We start from the raw sequence: 16,584 nt of genomic DNA on the forward strand, positions 1-16,584 counted from the left end.
CACAAGAGTGAGAGGTGAAGCGCGATGTTGTTATTGAAAACAGGTCAGTTCAAAAGCGTATGGATGATTGGCGGTCTCTTTGTGTTGTCTGGCCTTTTCGCGTTGCTTGTGGCGATGGGCGCCGAGCATATTTTACATCTTGTACCATGTGAGTTGTGCTTGTGGGAGCGACGGCCTTGGAAGGTGTTGATCGCCTTTGGAGTGCTCGTTCTTGTGCTTGGCCCACGTTACGCGCGGTGGCCTGCGTTGCTTGGGGTTTTGTGTGTGCTGGTCAGCGTGGGGTTGTCTGTCATGCATATAGGTGTGGAGCAGGGATGGTGGCCCAGCCCGGCTGCGGAATGTCAGGCTCATGCTGTGTATGGCCAGAGCTTTGAAAATTGGATGAAGACGATGCCGCTTCGTCCTGCGAAACCCTGCGACCTCCCTGACTATCCTTTCGGCTTGCCGATTTCTCTTACGACCCTGTCGGGGGTTTATGCATTTGGCGTTTTTATTTTGTCGTTATGGGGGTTGCGCCACCTCTTTCGTGACGTGAAGCGTCAGCATTAATAAGGCACGGTTTATGACAGCGTCGCATTTCCATTGTCTCTATCAACAAGGTTTTGCACGTGTTGCGGCCTGTACAGTGCCTGTGGTTTTGGCTGACCCGCAGCATAATGCCCGCACGATTGAGCAAGCGTGGCGACGCTGTGCGGAGCAAGGGGCGGCGGTAGCCGTGTTCCCCGAGCTGAGCTTGAGTGGCTACACGCTGGACGATCTTCATTTTCAGCAAGCTGTCCAAGAGGATGTTGAGCAAGCCTTGTCGGTGCTGGTTGATGCAAGCCGGTCTTTGATGAGTGTGGGAGTTGTGGGGGCCCCCTTACGGCGCGGGGATGCGTTGTATAATTGTGCGGTGATTATCCATCGTGGGCGCCTCTTAGGAGTGGTGCCGAAGAGTTTTTTGCCGCGCTATCGCGAGTTTTATGAGCCGCGCTATTTTTCAAGCGGGCTGGAGTGCCGAGGGACAATTCGTCTGTGGGGGGAGGATATTCCTTTTGGGACGGATTTGCTTTTCGCGGCAAAGGATGTGGACGGCCTGACGCTGGGCGTTGAAATTTGCGAAGATCTTTGGGCGCCGTCACCGCCTAGTACGCAGCATGCCCAAGCTGGCGCCACGGTTCTGGCTAACCTTTCCGCCTCTCCTGTGACGGTAGGTCGGGCAGAAGAGCGTGCTCTTCTCTGTGCGTCACAATCAATGCGCACCATGAGTGCGTATCTTTATGCGGCGGCGAGTGTGGGGGAATCCACAACAGATTTGGCCTGGGATGGGCAGCTGACGGTGCATGAGGCGGGTGAAACATTGGCTTCTTCCCCACGCTTTCAAGAAGACGCAACGCAGCTTTTGGCCGATGTTGATTTAGTTAAGCTGCGTCAGGAGCGGACGCGTAGCGGGTATTTTGCACCGAAAGAAGAGACGTATCGACGTATTGGGTTTACTTTAGCGCCAGAGGTGAAGGATCGTGGCTTGATGCGCACGGTCGCGCGGTTCCCTTTCGTGCCGTCGCATGTGCAGCGTTTAGATCAGGACTGTGAGGAGGCGTGGCATATTCAGGTGCAAGCCCTGTGCCAACGGCTGAAGGCCGCTCATGCGAAACGGATGATCATCGGTGTCTCTGGTGGGCTGGATAGTGCATTAGCGTTACTTGTGGCCGTAAGGGCTGCCGATGCGATGGGGTGGCCACGACAGGCGGTTTTAGCGCGGACAATGCCGGGTTTTGCAACAGGGGAAGAGAGTTTAGGTCTTGCTCATCAGCTTATGAATAGTCTGGCTGTTGATGGAGGTGTACTGGATATTCGCGATACAGCACAGGCGATGTTGGCAGCGATAGAGCACCCTTTTGCGCGTGGTGAAGCGGTGTATGACGTGACCTTTGAAAATGTTCAGGCGGGGCTCCGCACGGATTTTCTTTTCCGTTTAGCGAACCATCATCAAGGGATTGTCATTGGCACGGGTGATTTGTCGGAGCTGGCGTTGGGGTGGTGCACCTATGGTGTGGGCGACCAGATGGCGCATTATAATGTCAATGCGGGTTTGCCAAAAACGCTTATTCAACATGTGATTCGCTGGGCTGCGCGTCAGGATGGTCATTTTTCAGAAGAATGTCGTGATGCGCTTGAGGCGATTGTGAATGCAGAGATCTCGCCTGAGCTTGTTCCTGACCAAGGAGCTGGCGTGCAGAGCACAGAGCAGATGATTGGGCCGTATCCGCTACAAGACTTCACGCTTTATTACGTGTTGCGTTATGGATTCTCTCCTCGACGGATTGCTTTTTTGCAGGAAAAAGCATGGAGCAATGTCACAAGAGGGGAGTGGCCTGTCCATTATCCGCTCGATAAGCGTGTTTCTTATGAGCTTTCTGAGATCGTGCGTTGGATGCGAGTTTTTGTAAGGCGTTTTTTTGGAAGTAGCCAGTTTAAGCGTTCGGCCATGCCCAATGGGCCGAAAGTTGTTGCAGGGGGCTCTCTTTCACCGCGTGGTGATTGGCGTGCGCCGTCAGATGGGCAAGCCTCTTTATGGCTGCGGTCTCTTGACGGGATTTGCGAGTGAAGGGCGGGTAAATTTCTGAAAGAAACAGTGGAGGTAGGTTGTTTTTAAAATTTTTTATAGGAGGATATTGTCTCTTCGTTTTTTAGAAAGCTTATGTTAGAAACTTGAAAATTATTTTTTTACCGACTATCTTAGCGTTAGGTCATCAAAGTGGCATAGAAAACTCCCTCTAGGGGAGCGCTATTATAGGCTAGTTCACCCGAAAAAAATGCCCATAATGGCTTTTGTCATTCGCGTTTCCCCGTGAGGGGCGTATTATTGTCGGGCATTGCTCATTAATGAGAGAGGAGGGTTTATGCCAGTCGTCACTGTTATTGGCGGTTCTAACAGGCCGTTCTCTGTTCCATTTTCTGGGCAGAACTCGGGTCGTATGGGGCGCGCATTTGAGCGTTCGATGGGGCGTGCGTTTGAGCAGTCCGCCGTGGCGACGCGGTCGGATGACAGTTCTTCAACGGCTACGAGTGCGGATACAGTGCCTGGAGCTGTTAATTCAGCAGGGACTATTACGCAGTCGAATGGTACATTTGAGTACGCGAATAATACCTCTGTTAATGATAGTTCTGCGGGCCGGAACAATGTCCATGTCGGCAATAATGATACGATAACGGGTGGTATTCAGGATACGATTTCTGCTGCAGGTAATCTGCAGGTTAACGGGGGAAGTGGTAACCATATCACCGTTAATGGGCCTCTAACGTTCTTGGGCGGCTCGGGAGATACCGTTCTTCAATCCGAGAATGCAAGCATCTATGGGACGGGTAATAGTACCTATCATTATGTGGGAACCAACCAAGGTGCAACGCAGCTTTACTTTAATGGTGAGCAGCCCGATTCTAAGGGGATTACTCATTTTGATAGTAAAGACACGACCGGAGGCGGAGGGCATATTCTCTTTGATGCATCGTCGTCTCATAATTCCCTTGTTGCGAATGTTGGAAATGGGGACACCGTGCAGGGTGGCTCTGCTTCTGATACTATCAGTGTCCATAATATGAATGAACATGATGCTGCGACATTGTCAGGGGGAAGTGGGGCGCCGAACCTGTTCCAGTTCTTGAATGATAAAGGCGGGCAATACACGATTACGGACTTTGGTAGTGCCGCTGGAAACAAGGTTGGTATTTCGTCTTCGAACATGGGGAATATCCAGCATATCCTCGATTCTTCAACCGTGAGTGGTGGAGATACGACGATTAGTTTGGATGACCAGACAAAGATTACCTTCCTACATACAACGCACCTGAAACCAACGGACTTCCACGGATTTTAATCCGTAGATTCCTCTGGAATCGGTTGAGATATACGACTAAAGGCCCGCCATCTATGTATGGTGGGCTTTTTTATGCTCAGAATAAGCCTGTCGCCTAAACGTATTAGGTTAGAGAAAACGAGCATAACGATATTCCCTTAGGGAATTCGCATCTTCTGATGATATTTTTAGGAAAATTGGCTGGGATGGGAGGATTCGAACCTCCGCATGGCGGAATCAAAATCCGCTGCCTTACCGCTTGGCTACATCCCAACGATGAGGATCTTTTAGCTTGAACCTATCGTGCCGTAAAGGGGGAAGAAAATATTATTTTTAGAAAAAATACGTCCATAAAGCTGTTACTCATCTTCAGCTGGGACGTAATCTGGTAGGCCACTGTCTTCTTCTGTGTCTCCCTCTGTCTCTTGCGTATAGAGAGATTTTAGCATGCCAAAACGTTCTGCGCGGTTTAAGGCATGGTCAAGAGCATTCATGGTGCTGCTCAGGTCGGGCGTGTCATCTTTTTCCCAAGCGCGAACGGCATGTGTCCATACAACGCCCAAACTGTTGAGACGTATTGCTCCACTGAGGCCGCGTCGGTCTAGCCCTGCATAGTCTGCTACCCAACGGAGGCTATCAAGCGTTGCTGTCGCGATAAGAGCGGCAAGGGCGGGGTCTCGTGGAAGAGTGTGCAGCACAGTGCGCAAGCCTGTGCGATGCTCTTGGAAAACATCAAAACGACGCATGAGTAGATCAAAGAGCACATCACGAAGGGGAAGGCCTTCGTGATCTCCTTGTAAAGCGGCTTCATCGGCCAGACGGCTGAGTGCTGTAAGCACGCATGCTTTGAAAGGGTAGCGTGCCCGCACTTGGTCCACGGGGAGGCCTGCATCGCGTGCGGCCTCAACGAGAGACAGGCGGTGCCATCCGTGCTGCCCAACCAGGAAGAGGGCAGATTCGATCAAGGCATGGTCGAGCACTTTAGGATCAATTGCAGCCGTCATGGCGATGGGGGCTCCTCTAGGTCAGTTATCGAGCTCTTCTGACCGGCGCACAGCGGCCTGAGCGGCGAGTTTTACTGTGCGTGGCCAGTTATTCTCGTCCATAAAGACGGCCAAGGCAGCAGCGGTTGTGCCATTTGGGCTGGTGACATTTTTGCGCAATGTTGACGCGTCTTCAGGCAGGTCATGTAGCATTTTGCCTGCACCATACATCATGCTGCGGGCTAATTCACGTGATTGTTCGGCCGTTAGTCCCAGCTCAACGCCCGTTTTTTCCAGCAGCTCGGTGAGGAAAAAGATATAAGCTGGAGCTGACCCCGCAATGGCGATGATGCTGCGAAGGTCGGTTTCACGTGAAACGGGAACCACCGTACCGACCTGTTTCATCAATGTGATCGCGATCTGCTTTTGCGCTTCAGAGACATGAGGGGAGGCATAAAGCCCTGTTGTGCCGGCTCCAACGCTGGATGGGGTGTTCGGCATTGTACGAATGACGGCCATATCATCCCATCCGCATGCTTGAGCGAGGTGGTCGCATGTTTTGCCAGCCATGACAGAGAGGAGTGCTGACTTATGGAGGCGTTCACCGAGGGCATCGCGGAGAGTAGCCAGCATAGCATCAGCACCAGCTGGTTTTACAGCGAGGACAATGATGTCAGGCTGGAAATCGGCAGGAATGTCTGATGCTGCGCGGACAATGGGGCTATCACCGGGGGCTTGTTGCAGCTTGCGGTCTAACACCATGAGCTTTGGTGGGTTTTGAGCGGCCATCCAGCCTTGTGCAAGGGCGCCGCCCATTTTGCCGCAGCCGATAAGAAGCACGTTTGGGGAGGTCATAAGAGTGTCTCCGACAAAAAGAGGGGAAAGGAGAGTGGACTTAACGCTCAGAGGAAGGTTCTGTGAGCGTTTGTTCTAAATCATTAAGGCGGTCTTCGAGTTCAGTAAGGCGACTCTCGCTGCGTTCCTGAGCCAAACGCGCGCGACTAGCCATTTCTTGGACGGCGTCAAACTCATCACGACGGACGAGGTTGAGAGAATAAAGGATTTCATCAACGCGGCTACGAACGAGTGAATGCACCTCTTCACGTGCTCCTGTCATAGCGGAAAAGGCGGTACCGGCAAAACCGGTGAGATCATCAAAAAAACGGGGACGGTCAGCCATAGAAAACTCTCCTTAATGTCCGTGCTGGACGCATGCCTATGTTGGTTGTTGGAACCTGCGGATGTCCAGACTATACAACAAGAATGATTATCGTCACCGGCGGTGCCGGATTCATTGGTTCGTGTCTTCAGGAAGCCCTCTATCAGCGAGGGGAGCAAATCGTCATTGTGGACCGTTTGCGTGATCAGGGGAAGTGGCGCAATTTAGCGACTCATCCACCACACCAACTCGTGTCCCCTGAAGCGTTCCCTTCTTTTCTGGAAGAGGCAGAGGAGATCACGGCTGTTTTCCACCTTGGAGCGATCAGCGCGACCACAGCGCGTGATGGTGACCTCGTGTGGGAAAGTAACGTCGCTTTGTCACAATTTTTGTGGCTCTGGTGCACACATAGGCAAGTGCCTTTTATTTATGCTTCTTCAGCGGCGACCTATGGTGGGACAAGCCATGACGGAGGGTTCCGTGATGGGTTTGGGGCTATTGATACGCTGCGTCCGCTTAATCTTTATGGCTGGTCTAAACAGGCGTTTGACCTTTGGGTGCGAGACCAGATTGAGGGCGGCCTGCCTCATCCACCTCAATGGGCGGGGCTAAAATTTTTCAATGTTTACGGCCCTAATGAATATCATAAGGGCACGATGCTTTCGGTCGTTAAGGTGAAATATGACGAGCTGAGGCGGGGGGAAACTGCACGCCTTTTCCGCTCCGACGTGCCGGGCTTGGAGGATGGCCAGCAAAAGCGAGACTTCATTTGGGTTGGTGATGTGGTCAAGGTTTTGCTGTGGTTGTGGAAGCACCCCTCCGTCAGTGGCTTGTTTAACTGCGGCACAGGGCAAGCGCGAAGCTATCGTGACCTTGCCTATGCCGTGTGTGACGCTGCTGGCAAAGCGCGTGATATTGAGTTTATCGACATGCCGGTTTCTTTGCGTGGGCAATATCAGTCCTATACATGCGCTGATATGAGCGCGTTGCGGCGTGCTGGCTATCAAGAGAGTTTTACCTCGCTTGAAGAAGGGGTCGCTCGTTATATTGACGATTATCTTGCCAATGAAAGGTACTATTTGTGAGCGCACCGCTGATCTTCCCTGCGATTGACCCAATTGCGTTTCACCTTGGCCCATTAGTCGTACGCTGGTACGCTTTAGCCTATATCGTGGCGTTTATTATGGCGCTGCCTGTTGCGCGTATTCTTATGACGCTTCCCCCAAAGGTGGCAGACCGTGAAGCGGTGGATGATTTCTTGTTCTATGCCGTGCTTGGCGTTCTTTTTGGGGGACGGTTGGGCTATGTGCTGTTTTATCGTCCGCTCTTTTTTCTTTATCATCCTTTAGAGATTGTGCAGACATGGAAGGGCGGCATGTCCTTTCATGGTGGGGCGCTTGGCGTCATTATCGCTATGGCGATCTTTGCGTGGCGGCGTCAGCTTAGCTTTTTGGCGTTTGCAGATCGTATCGTCCCGGTTGTGCCGATTGGTCTGGCTTTGGGACGGTGTGCGAATTTCATCAATGGCGAGCTATGGGGGCGTCCAGCAGGGCCGGGCGTGCCATGGGCGATGGTCTTTCCTGCTGTTGGGCCGGAACCGCGTCATCCTTCTGAACTTTATGAAGCTCTGACTGAAGGCGTGTTGCTCCTCATCGTCATGTTGGTGACAGCTGGGAAAATCTCGATCCGGCAGCGTCCAGGCTTTCTATCGGGCTTGTTTCTATTCGGTTATGCCTGTGCTCGTGCTTTTTGTGAGCTTTTCCGCGAGCCGGATGCGAATATTGGTTTCTTAGCGGGTCACATCACGATGGGGCAGCTTCTCTGTATTCCGATGGCGTTGTTTGGCTTATGGCTCATGAGCAGCTCATTTAAGCGCGCGCCTTTAGCGTTGGATGAACCGTCATGAGAGACATAGTGCCGTGTTTGTCCGCGCCCTCTTTGCCGGTGGAGCATGCGTTCTTTACACGTGAGGGAGGCGTGTCAGCCCCGCCTTATGAGACGTTGAACGCTGGCTGGAACACGGCCGATCATCCCGACGCTCTCGCGGAAAACTGGCGGCGCTATGCCGCGCATATGCGCGTGTCCCCAGAAGCGTTGCTGAGTATGGAGCAAGTGCACGGCGTTCACGTTATCACGGTGGATGACGAAATGCCGTTATGGTCTGTGGCAGAGCGCCCGCAAGCTGATGCCTTGGTGAGTACGCGCTTAGATGTGGTGCTGAGCGTGATGACAGCCGATTGTGCGCCTGTGCTGTTCTCTTCCCATGATGGGCGTGTTGTTGGTGCGGCCCATGCCGGGTGGCGCGGCGCGGTTGGAGGTGTGCTTGAGGCGACTGTACAGAGCATGCGTGCTTTAGGCGCTGGAGAGATCAAAGCAGCTATTGGTCCGTGTATTGCCCAAAGCTCCTATGAAATTGGCGAGGAGATGAAAGCAGAGATCGTTGCGCAGCACCCTCAAGCGGAGCGTTTTTTCTCCTCGGCTTTGCGGCTACGTCATGCTTTTTTTGATCTTCCTGGTTTTTGTGCGTGGCGTTTGCAGCTTTGTGCAGGCGTTCAGGTTGAGAGCTTGGAGGTAGATACACGTGAAGATGCACGGTTCTTTAGCCATCGCCAAGCGTGCTTAGCAGGAGATGCGCGCACAGGGCGCCAGCTCTCTGCTATCGGGGCTTTTTCGCGGGGGATGGGCGAATAAACATTGTTTTTTTCCTCAAAGTCGTTTAGTGCGAACGCACCTATTGGCACCCCTGGAGGCCATAGGGATTGGAATTTTTAGACGCAGGAGCGTAATAAAGTGGTTAAATTGACAAACCTCAATATCTCCGAGCGCGCGAAAGCAGGTAAGGGGGCAGCGCGCGCCACGAGACGTGATGGCATGGTGCCAGGCGTGGTGTATGGCGGTAAAAAAGAGCCGAACCTGATTTCGATCGACCCGCGCATCATCATGAAAGAGCTGCAGCGTGGTGGTTGGCAGTCCCGCCTGTATCGTTTCGAGATCGGTGGTGAAGAAGTTCGTGCCCTGATCCGTGACATTCAGTTCCACCCTGTCAGTGATGCGGCATTGCACATCGACTTCCTGCGTCTGGTTGCTGGCCAGAAGGTTCATGTTCAGGTCGGTATCGTCTTTGAAGGTGAAGAAGAGTCCCCAGGCATTAAACGTGGTGGTGCATTGAACATCGCTCGTCACACTGTTGATGTGCGCGTTCCTGTGGAAGATATTCCTGAGCACTTCGTTGTTGATGTCAGCAAGCTCGACATTCATGACAATGTGCGTTGGGATGACTTGAAGGGTACCGAAAAAGCGACCCCAATGCTTCAGATCCCGAACTTCGTGATCGCGTCTATCGCACCACCAACAGTGGACGAAGAGGCTGATGCTGCTGAAGCGGCAGGAGCCGAAGCGGCATCCGCAGAAAGTGCTGAAGGCGATAAGTAAGAGGGCATAAGGTTGTGAAGCTCTGGATCGGACTCGGCAATCCTGGGTCAGGGATGAGCCGCAACCGCCACAATATCGGCTTTATGGCGGTCGATACGATCGCTGCGCGCCACGGGACTTCCCCGTGGCGTAAGCGTTTCCGGGGGGAAACTTCTGAAGGCGTGATTGGGCGGGAAAAAATCATCCTTCTTAAGCCGATGACCTTTATGAATCTGTCGGGAGACAGTGTTCAGCAAGCCGCTCGTTTTTATAAAATCGACCAGCACGATATTCTCGTCTTTCATGATGAGTTGGACTTAGCCTTCGGCCGTATGCGTATTAAGCGTGGCGGAGGGGCTGCAGGTCATAACGGGCTGCGTTCGATGGATAAATCCCTACCCGGGCCAGATTATTGGCGTGTGCGCTTGGGGATTGGTCATCCTGGAAGTCGTGATAAAGTTCATAATTACGTGCTGGGTGATTTTGCCAGTGCTGAGCGGACGGAGCTTGGCTATTGGTTGGATGATCTTGCCGATGCGGCACCTCTGCTCGCGCAAGGGCAGCATGATGCTTTTATGACGAAGGTCGCGTTACGTCGCCAAAACGGATAATAAAGGGGCTCAAGAGCAAGAGTCCTTGTTTTCAAAAGAGATAACCACAGCGCACTGTATAAGACGGCGCTGATAGAAAGATGGAGAGCACGAATGGGGTTCAATTGTGGGATCGTCGGTCTCCCCAATGTCGGCAAATCCACCCTGTTCAACGCCCTGACGCAGACGGCTTCTGCGCAATCAGCGAATTATCCTTTCTGCACGATTGAGCCCAATACAGGGCGTGTTGCGGTGCCGGATGCGCGTCTGGGTGAGTTGGCACGGATTGGCCATTCTCAAAAAGAAGTCCCAACAAGCCTTGAGTTTGTTGATATTGCAGGCTTAGTGCGTGGCGCGTCGAAGGGTGAAGGGCTAGGGAACCAGTTTCTCGCTAATATCCGCGAAGTGGACGCGATTATTCACGTGCTGCGTTGTTTTGATGATGACGATATTACGCATGTTGAAGGGGGCGTGGACCCTGTGCGTGATGCGGAGATTATTGAAACTGAGCTTATGCTGGCTGATCTTGCAAGCCTTGAGCGCCGGGAAGTCACGTTGCAAAAGCGCGCTCGCGGGAATGATCGTGAAGCGAAAGAGCAGCTTGAGCTGATGAAGCCGCTGATTGAGGCTCTGCAAAACGGACAGCCTGCACGTACAGCGGTGCCTAAAGGCCAAGAGCGTGAAGCAGCACGGTTGCAGTTGATGACGACGAAGCCTGTGCTTTACGTGTGCAATGTGGAAGAGGGCTCTGCAGCCACAGGGAATCGTTATTCCGAAGAGGTTAAAAAGCGTGCTGAAGCAGAAGGGGCCGGTGTTGTCATCGTTTCTGCTGCGATTGAAGCCGAAGTGAGCCAGCTTGATAGTGAAGAGCGTGGTGAGTTCCTAGATGGGTTGGGTCTGAGTGACAGTGGGCTTGATCGCGTTATTGCGGCGGGGTACCGTCTTTTGGGGCTGCAAACCTACTTTACTGTTGGGCCCAAAGAAACGCGTGCTTGGACCATCACAGAAGGAACAAAAGCTCCACAAGCGGCTGCTGTTATTCATAATGACTTTGAGCGTGGTTTTATTGCATGCGAAACCGTCGCTTACGATGATTATATTGAATATGGTGGGGAATCCGGCGCACGTGAGGCGGGGAAACTTCGTATTGAAGGGAAAAGCTATGTGGTGCAGGATGGTGATGTCTTGCTCTTCCGCTTTAATGTCTGAGGGTACACCCCTATGTCTGGTTCCGAGTCCGCTGTTTTAACGACTCTGACAACGGCTGCTCGTCATGCAGCAACGTCTTTGTCGCGTTCTTCTGATGAACAGCGGGCACGGGCTTTGCGCGGGGCTGCTCGTGTGCTGCGAGCACGGATGAGCGCCCTGCTAGACGCCAATCAGAAAGACCTGATGGGTCTATCGGCTGAGCGTAATGATGCTTTTCGTGATCGTCTCACCCTAACGCCAGAGCGGATTGAAGCGATGGCTGCCGGTGTTGAGGCCGTTGCTGTGTTGCCAGATCCGCTTGGACGCGTGCTCGCAGAGTGGACGCAGCCGAACGGTTTGCAGTTCCGTCGTGTGGCGGTGCCCCTTGGGGTGATTGGGATGATCTACGAAAGCCGCCCTAATGTGGGGGCGGACGCGGCAGCTTTATGCATTCGTTCAGGCAATGCCGTCATTTTGCGTGGTGGAGCGGAGAGCCTGCATTCCGCGCGTGAAATTCACCGGGCGATGGTTGAAGGGCTTACCCAAGAGGGGTTAGATCCGTGCTCTGTACAGATTCTCCCCTCTGCTGATCGTGCGCTTGTAGGGGCCTTGCTGCAAGCGGTGGACGGTGTGGATGTGATTATCCCACGCGGTGGGAAAGGGCTTGTTGAGCGGGTGCAGCGTGAGGCTCGCGTGCCGGTTTTAGCCCATGCCGAAGGGCTCTGTCATACCTATGTGCACCAAGATGCTGACCTAGAGATGGCGCGACAGATTGTGGTGAATGCGAAGCTGCGCCGGCCGGGTATTTGCGGTGCGACAGAAACGCTTTTGGTCGATCGGGTGATCGCTCCGGCTCTTTTGCCGCCCTTAGTGGCGGAGATGAGTGAAAAGGGCTGCGCTTTTCGAGCGGATAAACGCGCTCAAGCCATTGTGCCTGCTCTTCCTGCAGCTCAGCCGGATGATTTTGCGACAGAATGGCTCGCGCCAGTTCTTTCGATTGCCGTGGTGGATGATGTGGAGGGAGCGCTTGCGCATATTGCACGCTATGGCAGTGGTCATACCGAGGCAATCGTAACGGAAAACCCGCAAGCCGCTGAACTCTTCCTGAATGGGACGGAGGGGGCTGTTGTGATGTGGAATGCCTCAACGCAGTTTTGCGATGGGGGTGAGTTTGGATTCGGTGCCGAAATTGGCATCGCTACGGGGCGACTCCATGCACGCGGCCCTGTAGGGCTCGAACAGCTTACAAGCTATCGGTACGAAATTCGTGGGAAAGGGCAGGTGCGTGGTTAAAGCGCCTCCTTGCACGGCGGTGTCGCGTTTTGGCGATGGACGTAGGATGCGTATTGGCCTTCTCGGAGGGTCGTTTAACCCGGCTCATGAAGGGCATCGACAACTTGCCAAGCGCGCGTTGAGTGGTTTGCAGCTGGATCAAGTCTGGTTGATGGTATCGCCAGGGAATCCACTTAAACCCGCGCGTGGGATGGCCCCTTTTAAGAAGCGGCTTAAAACGGCGCAGGCAATAGCCGATGGGCGGCGCATCGTTGCTACGGATATTGAGCAAAGAATGGGCGAGCGTTATACCGTGCGCACGGTTGCTCGGTTGAAAACGCAGTTTCCACATTGCCAATTTGTGTGGCTGATGGGGGCCGATGGCCTCGCCAATTTTGCACGTTGGCACCGTTGGAGGCGGCTTGCAGACTTGGTTCCTATCGTTGTATTCCCACGTCCAGGTAGCATTATGCCAGCGTTACGAGGGCCGGCTGCATCTGTGTTGCGTCATCGCCGGTATCGACCACGAGAAGCGTCTGTTTTATTAAAAACGCATGGGAAACCGGGATGGACGTTTCTTTCCGCCGCACAGAACGCTATATCTTCTACAGCATTACGTAAGGCTGGGCATTTCCGCCTCGCTGATCAGACATGAGAGCCGTCATCACTGTTATGAATACATCGCCTATCCAAACCGATCTTTCTCCAGAAGAGGCCCTTACTCGTACGCTTGAGGTGATTACCGAAAGCTTAAATGAAGATAAGGCGGAGAACATCGTTACATTGGACTTGGTCGGTCGTGCTGGTTTTGCAGACCGTATGATCATCGCTTCTGGTGTTGCTGAACGTCAGATTGCGGCGATGGCACAGCATATTGAGCGCCGTTTGAGAGAAGAGAATCTGGCGCGTGTGCGCATTGAAGGCGACCAGAATAGTGACTGGGTGTTGCTGGATGCTGGCGATGTGATCGTTCATCTCTTTATGCCAGAAAGTCGCGAGCTTTATGCCCTAGAGCGTATGTGGGGCAGTGACTTTGACCAAGCTGATGAGGAAGTTACTGTTGGTCAGTCTTCCTCAACACAACACTAAGTTGAGCTTATGAAGCTTGTTGCCGTTGGTAAGCTTAAAGCAGGCCCTGAGCGCGATTTGCTCACGCGTTATATGGGCCGCCTTCGTCCTGCCTTAACGATTGTAGAGGTGGCGCAAGGGAAGGGTTCGCCCCAAGAGCAAAAACGGCGCGAGGCTGACGCTCTTTTAGCGGCATGTCCAGCTAATGCCTTCATTATCGCTTTAGATGAGGGCGGGAAAGTTATTGATAGCCCCACATTAGCCCAACATTATCAGAGATGGCAGGAAACAGGCCGTCCTTTATGCTTCCTGATTGGTGGGGCAGAAGGGCTGGATCGTGCCGTTGTGCAGCGTGCTGATGCGCTGCTATCGCTTGGGAAGCTTACCTGGCCGCATATGCTTGTGCGCGTCATGTTGGCAGAGCAGCTTTTTCGAGCTCAAGCCATTTTAAGTGGTCACCCTTATCACAAGGCCGGACGCCCTTAGACGAGGTGCCAAAAAAAGGCCCCACTCCTTCACGAGTGAGGCCTTTCTCTTTTCAGGAATGCGCTGTCTTAGCGAATGGAACGATCAGGGGCGTCATCAACAAAAACTTCCTGCGTAGGAGCATCATCAGGAAGAGACGCTGTCTGAAGCCCATCATTGTTAGAGGCTAAGACGTCTTGCATGTTTCCTTGGACAGGAGCTTTGCCTTCTGGGCGATTGTAGATAAAGCCATGGGTTTTATAGATGCTTCCAAAGCTGTCTTGGCGTCCGCGCAGTGCGACACGGACAGCCGTCCAGTCATTATTCGGTGAAACATCCATAACGCGGACGTTACGATCAATCCCATTATGGCCCCAATGAGATTGGTCAATAAGGATTGTGCGGCTATCAACTTGAGAGCGAACCACAGCGACATGGCCAAGGCGCATATGACGTCGTGGAAGGAAGCTGAGGACAGCACCAGAAGCTGGTGTGTTCCCTCGTGCGTAGAGGCCAGCCGCACGTTGCCACCAATCACGGGCGTTTCCGCGAATATGGAAATCGGTTGCTTGGTGGACGAAGCCGACACATTGCAGGACATGACGATAAGAGCGTGTGTGGTGCAATGCGTGCTGATGATGGATAACCCGGCTATGGCGTGCATGAGCCTGAGGAACGCATAAGACAAGCGCGGAGAGTGTAAGGGAAGAAAAAATCAGTCTCTTGCCGCGTCTCAGCATCGCAGATGTCCTATTCGCTCGAAATTCGCCATACCAGCTATGTAAAATGATTGCATCTACCTATCAGAATTCCTCTTAAGAAAGCAAGATGTGCTCCCTAAAAAATCTGTTATTTTTGGCTGTTTCCCGCTGTTGGTAGAGATGTGTAATCCATTGGCTTCTATTATGGCAAAAAAATGACCATATTCACGAAGGTTTATTTCATAAGAGCATTTGGCCTCTTCACAAGATACAGGCTGTTTTTGCTAATACGTAAAAGAATATGGGCAATAGCCTTATCTTATTGATTAAATAGGAAAGAAAATGTGATGACGCTGGCCTTACGAAAATTACCGGTAACGCCCCTTCGCCAGAATTGTACGATTTTTTCAAATGAAGCAGGGCATGCTTTTATTATTGATCCCGGTGGGGAGAGCGACCGAATCTTTCAAGAGGTGGCGCATCTTCATGTTGAAGCGATTCTTCTGACACACGGCCATCTTGACCATGCTGGTGGGGCGAGGCCTCTCAGAGATCTTCTAAAAACGAGCCAAGGGAAAGCTGTTCCAATATTGGGCCCCACTCGCGAGGATGCATTTCTTCTTCAATCTATCGAAAAACAAGCAGCTGCTTTTGGTTTGTCTGGCATGACACATGTTGAGCCAGATCGGTACCTTAGCGATGGCGATACCTTACATTTGCTTGGGCACGATATAGAAGTAGCTCATGTGCCTGGTCATACACCTGGTCACGTCGTGTTTATCGACCGTTTAGACAAAAGGGCTATTGTGGGGGACACATTGTTCCGTGGGACTGTGGGACGAACCGACTTTGCTTACGGCAATATGGAGCAGCTTCTTAGCCATATTGAGCAAAAGCTGTTTTGTTTGCCTGATGAGACCATTGTTTTAAGCGGTCATGGTCTGCCAACGGTGATTGGCGTAGAACGCCTCACAAACCCAGCCTTTCAAGGAAAGCGTTCGGCGTGATGTCATCTCTGATTACAATTGATTCAAAGGGAGGGTGCCTTATGGGAATAGGCTTTATAAGACGTGTGGGGCTGTGCGCCTTAATAGCAGGGGCTACTCTGTCGTTTTCTGCTGGGTGTGCAGATGCTGAGATTACACAGGCTCAGTCAGAGCTTCCGACAGAGGTGCTGACGATTACGGGGCACAACGGAGAAGCACACCGCTTTACGGTAGAAATTGCTCGAAGTCCCCAAGAGCAAGAGATCGGTGAAATGTTCCGTAAACAGATCGCACCCGATCGTGGGATGCTCTTTTTATGGAGTAAGCCTCAAGAGAGTGCGATGTGGATGCGTAATACGTTTGTTCCGCTTGATCTTGTTTTCATCGACACAGACCATCGTATTCACGCTATTGAAGAAAATGCGGTTCCGTTAAGTGAAGGGATTATCAGTAGCCACGGTATTGTCGGGAGTGTGCTTGAGCTTCCGGGGGGCACAACGGAGCGTCTCGGCTTAGTCGTAGGGGATCGCGTCGATAGCATAGCTTTTGGAGCGAAGGTTTCACCACAATAAGCGTCGTGCCTATGCTTGCACGGCTTCTTTTTAAAGAGGATCGCTCTAAAGCGATTCTCCTATGAGTTTTGTGTGATGTCTTTTTAAGGTGTGATGTTGGGGGTGGTGGTTAATTGGCTGAAATCTAGGATTTTTCAGGCTATGGCGAGCGACTTTCCCATTGGATATGAAAAACATGACAGTTTTTTGAAGAAAAATGCATTTAGGGGGTTGTTGAGTTTTTCTGATGGTGTATAAGCCCATTCACCGGCGGCGCTGGAGCGGAGACGCAGCGGAGTTAGCCGGTTGAGATGATCTTTGAAAGTTGAATTAGGAAGAGACTGGAAGGGATATATTGGCGGCGTTTTAGTGTT

General features: G+C 52.4%; 20 protein-coding genes and 1 tRNA gene. 15 read left to right on the forward strand and 6 right to left on the reverse strand.

The window, feature by feature from the left end:
* Nucleotides 1–24 precede the first annotated feature (24 nt).
* From F457_RS0104475 to F457_RS0104485, 3 genes are all read left to right on the forward strand, one after another.
* On the forward strand, nucleotides 25–549 hold the full coding sequence (locus F457_RS0104475; RefSeq protein ID WP_018979939.1) for a disulfide bond formation protein B: 525 nt from the start codon (nucleotides 25–27) through the stop codon (nucleotides 547–549).
* Between the two features lie 13 nt (nucleotides 550–562).
* Nucleotides 563–2,587, forward strand: coding sequence for an NAD(+) synthase (locus F457_RS0104480; protein WP_018979940.1), 2,025 nt, complete (start codon nucleotides 563–565; stop codon nucleotides 2,585–2,587).
* A 295-nt stretch (nucleotides 2,588–2,882) separates the two neighbouring features.
* Nucleotides 2,883–3,857 (forward strand): hypothetical protein, encoded by a 975-nt coding sequence (locus F457_RS0104485; protein WP_156809340.1) that lies wholly within the window; start codon nucleotides 2,883–2,885, stop codon nucleotides 3,855–3,857.
* Between the two features lie 177 nt (nucleotides 3,858–4,034).
* Here the strand turns inward: F457_RS0104485 and F457_RS0104490 are convergent.
* The 4 genes from F457_RS0104490 to F457_RS0104505 all read right to left on the reverse strand — a co-directional run bounded on the left by F457_RS0104490 (nucleotide 4,035) and on the right by F457_RS0104505 (nucleotide 5,999).
* A tRNA-Gln gene (locus F457_RS0104490) sits at nucleotides 4,035–4,109 on the reverse strand.
* A gap of 86 nt (nucleotides 4,110–4,195) precedes the next feature.
* Nucleotides 4,196–4,840, reverse strand: a complete 645-nt coding sequence (locus F457_RS0104495) for a hypothetical protein (protein ID WP_018979942.1) — start codon at nucleotides 4,838–4,840, stop codon at nucleotides 4,196–4,198.
* 21 nt (nucleotides 4,841–4,861) lie between these two features.
* On the reverse strand, nucleotides 4,862–5,674 hold the full coding sequence (proC, locus tag F457_RS0104500; RefSeq protein WP_018979943.1) for a pyrroline-5-carboxylate reductase: 813 nt from the start codon (nucleotides 5,672–5,674) through the stop codon (nucleotides 4,862–4,864).
* A 40-nt stretch (nucleotides 5,675–5,714) separates the two neighbouring features.
* Nucleotides 5,715–5,999 (reverse strand): accessory factor UbiK family protein, encoded by a 285-nt coding sequence (locus F457_RS0104505; protein WP_018979944.1) that lies wholly within the window; start codon nucleotides 5,997–5,999, stop codon nucleotides 5,715–5,717.
* A gap of 83 nt (nucleotides 6,000–6,082) precedes the next feature.
* Between F457_RS0104505 and rfaD the strand changes: the two genes are divergently transcribed.
* The 10 genes from rfaD (at nucleotide 6,083) to F457_RS0104555 (ending at nucleotide 13,993) form a co-directional block, all read left to right on the forward strand.
* Nucleotides 6,083–7,063, forward strand: coding sequence for an ADP-glyceromanno-heptose 6-epimerase (gene rfaD / locus F457_RS0104510; protein WP_018979945.1), 981 nt, complete (start codon nucleotides 6,083–6,085; stop codon nucleotides 7,061–7,063).
* Nucleotides 7,060–7,884: a prolipoprotein diacylglyceryl transferase gene (lgt, locus tag F457_RS0104515; protein WP_018979946.1), complete on the forward strand. Its 825-nt coding sequence runs from the start codon at nucleotides 7,060–7,062 to the stop codon at nucleotides 7,882–7,884. The genes rfaD and lgt overlap by 4 nt, the downstream gene beginning before the upstream one ends.
* An 8-nt stretch (nucleotides 7,885–7,892) precedes the next feature.
* On the forward strand, nucleotides 7,893–8,669 hold the full coding sequence (gene pgeF, locus F457_RS0104520; RefSeq protein WP_018979947.1) for a peptidoglycan editing factor PgeF: 777 nt from the start codon (nucleotides 7,893–7,895) through the stop codon (nucleotides 8,667–8,669).
* A 99-nt stretch (nucleotides 8,670–8,768) separates the two neighbouring features.
* Entirely contained in the window at nucleotides 8,769–9,410 is a 642-nt protein-coding gene (locus F457_RS0104525; protein WP_018979948.1) for a 50S ribosomal protein L25/general stress protein Ctc, read from the forward strand.
* Nucleotides 9,411–9,424: 14 nt separating this feature from the next.
* Entirely contained in the window at nucleotides 9,425–10,000 is a 576-nt protein-coding gene (gene pth / locus F457_RS0104530) for an aminoacyl-tRNA hydrolase (protein WP_018979949.1), read from the forward strand.
* Nucleotides 10,001–10,093: 93 nt separating this feature from the next.
* Nucleotides 10,094–11,188 carry a redox-regulated ATPase YchF gene (ychF, locus tag F457_RS0104535; RefSeq protein WP_018979950.1) on the forward strand — a complete coding sequence of 365 codons (1,095 nt, stop codon included), beginning with the start codon at nucleotides 10,094–10,096 and terminating at the stop codon, nucleotides 11,186–11,188.
* A 12-nt stretch (nucleotides 11,189–11,200) separates the two neighbouring features.
* Nucleotides 11,201–12,460 carry a glutamate-5-semialdehyde dehydrogenase gene (locus tag F457_RS0104540; protein ID WP_018979951.1) on the forward strand — a complete coding sequence of 420 codons (1,260 nt, stop codon included), beginning with the start codon at nucleotides 11,201–11,203 and terminating at the stop codon, nucleotides 12,458–12,460.
* Nucleotides 12,453–13,094 (forward strand): nicotinate-nucleotide adenylyltransferase, encoded by a 642-nt coding sequence (locus F457_RS0104545; protein ID WP_018979952.1) that lies wholly within the window; start codon nucleotides 12,453–12,455, stop codon nucleotides 13,092–13,094. The genes F457_RS0104540 and F457_RS0104545 overlap by 8 nt, the downstream gene beginning before the upstream one ends.
* A gap of 17 nt (nucleotides 13,095–13,111) precedes the next feature.
* On the forward strand, nucleotides 13,112–13,528 hold the full coding sequence (gene rsfS, locus F457_RS0104550; protein WP_018979953.1) for a ribosome silencing factor: 417 nt from the start codon (nucleotides 13,112–13,114) through the stop codon (nucleotides 13,526–13,528).
* A gap of 9 nt (nucleotides 13,529–13,537) precedes the next feature.
* The gene (locus F457_RS0104555; protein ID WP_018979954.1) at nucleotides 13,538–13,993 is read left to right on the forward strand and encodes a 23S rRNA (pseudouridine(1915)-N(3))-methyltransferase RlmH; all 456 of its coding nucleotides are present in this window, start codon (nucleotides 13,538–13,540) and stop codon (nucleotides 13,991–13,993) included.
* 68 nt (nucleotides 13,994–14,061) lie between these two features.
* Here the strand turns inward: F457_RS0104555 and F457_RS0104560 are convergent, their stop codons facing one another.
* On the reverse strand, nucleotides 14,062–14,712 hold the full coding sequence (locus tag F457_RS0104560; RefSeq protein ID WP_018979955.1) for a CHAP domain-containing protein: 651 nt from the start codon (nucleotides 14,710–14,712) through the stop codon (nucleotides 14,062–14,064).
* 308 nt (nucleotides 14,713–15,020) lie between these two features.
* On the opposite strand from F457_RS0104560, the gene F457_RS0104565 reads away from it, so the two are divergent.
* Entirely contained in the window at nucleotides 15,021–15,680 is a 660-nt protein-coding gene (locus F457_RS0104565; RefSeq protein WP_018979956.1) for an MBL fold metallo-hydrolase, read from the forward strand.
* Nucleotides 15,680–16,231 (forward strand): DUF192 domain-containing protein, encoded by a 552-nt coding sequence (locus F457_RS0104570; protein ID WP_018979957.1) that lies wholly within the window; start codon nucleotides 15,680–15,682, stop codon nucleotides 16,229–16,231. Before F457_RS0104565 ends, F457_RS0104570 begins: the two co-directional genes overlap by 1 nt.
* Nucleotides 16,232–16,365: 134 nt before the next feature.
* Here the strand turns inward: F457_RS0104570 and F457_RS14080 are convergent.
* The coding region (locus F457_RS14080) for a hypothetical protein (RefSeq protein WP_211209032.1) at nucleotides 16,366–16,584 on the reverse strand (219 nt) is incomplete at its 5' end.

Origin of the sequence: Saccharibacter floricola DSM 15669 (assembly GCF_000378165.1) — a bacterium.
Classification (GTDB): Bacteria; Pseudomonadota; Alphaproteobacteria; order Acetobacterales; family Acetobacteraceae; genus Saccharibacter; species Saccharibacter floricola.